Source organism: Galbibacter sp. (assembly GCF_035306585.1).
Classification (GTDB): domain Bacteria; phylum Bacteroidota; class Bacteroidia; order Flavobacteriales; family Flavobacteriaceae; genus Galbibacter.
The window spans coordinates 1-4,008 of record NZ_DATGNU010000016.1 but is presented as its reverse complement, the minus strand read 5'-3'; the positions used below and the strand labels follow the sequence as shown (position 1 = coordinate 4,008).

2 protein-coding genes and 1 pseudogene are annotated in these 4,008 nt (G+C 38.7%); all 3 read right to left on the bottom strand.

Annotated features, from left to right (window positions below; all coding sequences use genetic code 11):
* Positions 1 to 1,077: 1,077 nt before the first annotated feature.
* Positions 1,078 to 2,613 carry a replicative DNA helicase gene (gene dnaB, locus VKY50_RS01945; protein WP_324298300.1) on the bottom strand — a complete coding sequence of 512 codons (1,536 nt, stop codon included), beginning with the start codon at positions 2,611 to 2,613 and terminating at the stop codon, positions 1,078 to 1,080.
* A gap of 169 nt (positions 2,614 to 2,782) precedes the next feature.
* On the bottom strand, positions 2,783 to 3,736 hold the full coding sequence (locus VKY50_RS01940) for an acetyl-CoA carboxylase carboxyltransferase subunit alpha (protein ID WP_324298298.1): 954 nt from the start codon (positions 3,734 to 3,736) through the stop codon (positions 2,783 to 2,785).
* A gap of 46 nt (positions 3,737 to 3,782) precedes the next feature.
* A pseudogene (locus VKY50_RS01935) lies at positions 3,783 to 4,008 on the bottom strand (EamA family transporter); the annotation flags it as partial.

The following is a 4,008-nucleotide window of genomic DNA, read 5'->3' as shown; positions in this document are numbered from 1 at the left end:
CTTCTCCATTTCTTTTCTCCAATTGTCCGAACTCATGGCCTGAGAAAAACCAACCTGCATCCCCTTATCATTTCCAGATGGAGTGCAAGACAAACAAAGTAGAATCAAAAGTAAAAAGTATGGTACCCTCCAGTTTTTCATACTTGTGCCGTTAAAGCGTCTAAGTTAACCAATCATAATGAAATTTTTCCAAGATTTGATTTTTTTAGGGTTTTTATCAATAGGAGATTAAAACCAATCCATAGTTTTAACGTGATTCATTAGATGACCCGCTACTATTACATATGTTAACCATCCACATTTGTTAGCTTGCATAATCGCCAATAGTATGATAAAATATAATCCACTGATCAAAGATCAAAACCTATTTTTTATCATCAAAACATTCACTGGCTTCCTACATGAGGAAATCTCTATTAACGACAATAGCATTAATCTCCTAAAGTTAAAAAGGGCTACTGTCGATTATTATATAAATTTAAATTACCCTACTATTACTTGCCATAAGGGTATAGAACGAAATAGAATTCTTATCTGAAAAATGAAATTTATTTTTAACATCTTCCCTCTTACTATTCAATATCATTTTCTCTATGTCTGATTGCGATTTGTTGCTCTCAAATACTATCCAAATAAAATTATTAATTTAAAGCATTAGCTCCACTGGGCGAACCTAAGAATTCAATAGCAATTGGGATCCATCTTATAAGGGCGCAATGACTGATCAACAAAACCATAATCTCTATAACTATTTGTTTTAAAAAATTAGTTTAAAAAAAGATTTTCGTCTTAAAATTAGCTGCTTATTAAGATTCTAAAACTAAAAATTACAAGAAAGCTTTAATTAGGACATTGAGCTACATACAAGAAGAAAATTCAAACATTTTACCCACATTAAAACAAAGGGGGCAGGATGCCAACTAGCAATACCAAAGGTATCCACTGCTAAGTAAAATCGCATGTCCTGCGCTGTGAAGTGGAATGAATCATTAAGCAAGCGCTTCGTGTCATGAAAAACTGCTCAGGGACACTTTTTAAAAGGCTGGATAAGACAAGGCGTACTTGCGAACCTATTTGCTAAAATGGTACATCGCCATCGTCCTCATTCATGGCACTACCAAAAGCCTCATCGGCACTTGGAAGGTCAGTTGTGGAAAAAGGATTGTCATCATTGGCATTCATCTTGGATTGGAATTCAAAGGGAGAATCAAAATCATCCAAGTTATCGAACTTTCCAAGGTGACCAATGAACTTAAGACGAATGTTTTCCAATCCACCATTACGGTGCTTAGCAACGATAAATTCCGCCTGCCCCTGTGTTGGGCTGCGCTCCTCATCATCCCACTCATCAATCTTATAGTATTCCGGCCTATAGATAAAGGACACAATATCCGCATCCTGCTCGATTGCTCCAGATTCCCTAAGATCAGAAAGTAAGGGTCGTTTACTACCTCCCCTAGTCTCCACAGCACGTGAGAGCTGAGAAAGTGCAATAACAGGAACATCAAGTTCTTTAGCCAGCGCCTTAAGATTCCTAGAAATGGTAGAGATCTCCTGTTCACGGTTGCCTCCTTTTTGGCTACCTCCCGCAGTCATTAGCTGCAAATAATCAATTACAATAAGACGGATTCCGTGTTGAGAAGCTAACCTTCTGGCCTTTGCTCGAAGGTCAAAAATAGATAGCGAAGGGGTGTCATCAATAAATAAAGGTGCCGATTCTAAAGCTTTCACCTTGACATTGAGTTGTTCCCATTCGTGTTTTTCTAATTTCCCAGTACGGAGTTTCTCAGAGGAAAGCCCTGTTTCAGAAGAAATCAATCGGGTAATTAGCTGTACAGAAGACATCTCTAAAGAGAAAAACGCCACTGGTATATTAGAGTTTACAGCAATATTTCTGGCCATCGATAAGGTTAGGGCAGTTTTACCCATCCCCGGACGAGCGGCAACAATAATTAAATCACTTGGTTGCCATCCTGAGGTTAATTTATCCAAACGATCAAATCCTGAAGGAATACCACTGAGTCCTTCTTTATTGGATATTTCTTCAATTTTTTTCTTGGCTTGAATGACAAGACTTTGAGCCGTCTCTGAAGATTTTTTAATGTTCCCTTGTGTTACTTCATACAATTTAGATTCGGCAGAATCCAACAAATCGAATACATCGGTTCCATCATCATAGGCCTCTTGAATTATTTCACTAGAAATTTTAATCAAACTGCGTTGAATGAATTTCTGTAGAATGATACGCGAATGAAACTCAATATGCGCCGAGGAAGATACTTTTTTGGTCAATTGAATCAGATAAAAGTCCCCACCCACCGCATCGAGTCTTTTGTTCTGTTTTAAGCGCGCCGAAACTGTTAATAAGTCAACGGGCTCTGAAGATTCAAATAACTGCACAATGGCCTCGAAAATGTATTTGTGCGCCTCTTTATAGAATGCATCAGGACTCAAAATGTCGATCGCCTCATCGACTCCTTTTTTATCAATCATCATCGCACCCAACACAGCTTCCTCTAAATCAATAGCTTGCGGTGGAATCCTTCCTTTTTCTAAAGGAATTACACTGGATTTATCGATCCGAACGCCTTGTATTGGGTTTATTTTTTCCATAGTTGCGAATGTATATAATTGTACGATCAAGTCAGGTCAAAACGCCTGTAGGTTTATTAACCGATTGTGAACAATTATAGTGTTAATAACTTGAATTTCTTGTTAATAAAGGTAAAAAAAACCGAAGCAAAAACTCCGGCCTTAACATTTTGGTAACAAACACAAGGGCTTATCCAGAATAGACCCCCATCTTTGAATATTTATCCATACGTTTTTTAACCAAATCTGTTGGGGATAACTTTTTGAGTTGCTCATAAACTTCATGAATTTTCTCCTCCACAATTTTAAAAGTGGTCCCGCGATCAGAATGTGCTCCTCCTAATGGTTCTTTTACAATATCATCTACCAGGTGTAATTTTTTCATATCAGCGGCAGTTAATTTAAGCGCCTCAGCAGCCTGTTCCTTATATTCCCAACTTCTCCATAAAATAGAGGAACAGGACTCTGGTGAAATCACCGAATACCAGGTATTCTCTAACATTAGAACGCGATCACCTACCCCTATTCCCAAAGCACCTCCAGAGGCGCCCTCACCGATAATAAGAACGATAATAGGTACTCTCAAGCGAGTCATCTCTAAAATATTACGAGCGATGGCCTCGCCTTGCCCGCGCTCCTCTGCCTCTATTCCTGGATAAGCTCCAGGGGTATCGATCAGTGTCACTACAGGAATCCCAAACTTCTCTGCCATTTTCATCAGACGAAGTGCTTTACGGTATCCTTCTGGATTGGCCATCCCGAAGTTTCTGTACTGACGTGTTTTGGTATTATACCCTTTTTGCTGTCCGATAAACATATAGGTTTGATCTCCTATTTTCCCTAAACCTCCGATCATAGCTTTGTCATCTTTGACATTGCGATCTCCGTGAAGTTCTAAGAAGGTATCTCCGCAAATAGCCTCAATGTAATCCATAGTGTACGGCCTAGATGGGTGCCGAGACAATTGTACACGTTGCCATGCGGTTAGGTTTTTATAAATATCTTTCTTGGTCTTTTCTAGTTTTTTCTCCAATTGCTTGCAGGTATCAGACACGTCAATTTCACTCTCTGATCCCAACACCACACATTTATCCAATTGCTCCTCAAGCTCTTTAATTGGTAACTCAAAATCTAAATATTCCATGAGTATGTTTTATTTATTCAATATCCCACAAATATAAAACAATATACTATTTGTCTTGCGATATCAGCGCTTTTCTTTTCAATGTGTTCTTTAAAATACCGTTAGCCAGTACAGTAGCTAAAATCACCGCCCCACCGACATAGAAACCTTCACTCATCTTTTCGGCGTCCCCAAAGATAAGATAAGCTAGGAAAATACCATAAATAGGCTCCAGGTTTATCGTTAGCATTACCGTGTAGGGGCTAATGAGCTTCATCACCTTAACAGAGGCC

Coding starts and splice junctions, on each gene's coding strand:
- dnaB (WP_324298300.1), bottom strand. CDS start 2,613: ATGGAAAAAATAAACCCAATACAAGGCGTTCGGATCGATAAATCCAGT.
- VKY50_RS01940 (WP_324298298.1), bottom strand. CDS start 3,736: ATGGAATATTTAGATTTTGAGTTACCAATTAAAGAGCTTGAGGAGCAA.